This is a genomic window from Streptomyces sp. C (genome assembly GCF_000158895.1).
In the GTDB taxonomy this organism is placed as follows: Bacteria; Actinomycetota; Actinomycetes; order Streptomycetales; family Streptomycetaceae; genus Streptomyces; species Streptomyces racemochromogenes.
In genome coordinates this window covers 6,596,095-6,596,526 of the sequence record NZ_GG657750.1, presented here as the reverse complement: position 1 = coordinate 6,596,526, position 432 = coordinate 6,596,095, and the positions used below count along the sequence as shown (strand labels likewise).

At 83.8% G+C, this 432-nt stretch carries 1 pseudogene; it reads right to left on the bottom strand.

The window, feature by feature from the left end:
• Positions 1-380 (bottom strand): annotated as a pseudogene (locus SSNG_RS42425) (hypothetical protein); the annotation flags it as partial.
• Positions 381-432: the final 52 nt, after the last annotated feature.

The following is a 432-nucleotide window of genomic DNA, read 5'->3' as shown; positions in this document are numbered from 1 at the left end:
CTCTGCGGGGGGACGCGGCGCGGCTGCGGTTCCGTCGCCCAGGCCCGGGCGGGGCCCGGCCGCGCGGCCGGTGCCGGGCTGCCGGGGTGCCGGGGCCGGGCCGGCTCCAGGCCGGGCGCCACGCCGGTGCCGGTGTCCAGGGGCCAGGCCGGGTCCGGCTCCGGGGTCTCTTCGGCTGCGGGGCCCCAGGCCCAGACCGACCCGCCGGAGCCCGGCGCCACGACGACCGGTCCGAGTCCGGCGGCGTCGGCGCCGGCGCCGGGGTCCACGTCCCATGCCGCCGGCTCGGAAGCCGGGGCCGGGACGGGGGGCAGGGCCGGCGTCAGGACGCCGTCCAGCCCCCCGACCGGCTCCGGGAAGGCGATCGGGCCCGGGCCCACGGCCGGATCGGCTCCCACAGCCGGGGCCAGGTACCGCTGCCGGGGCGGCTCC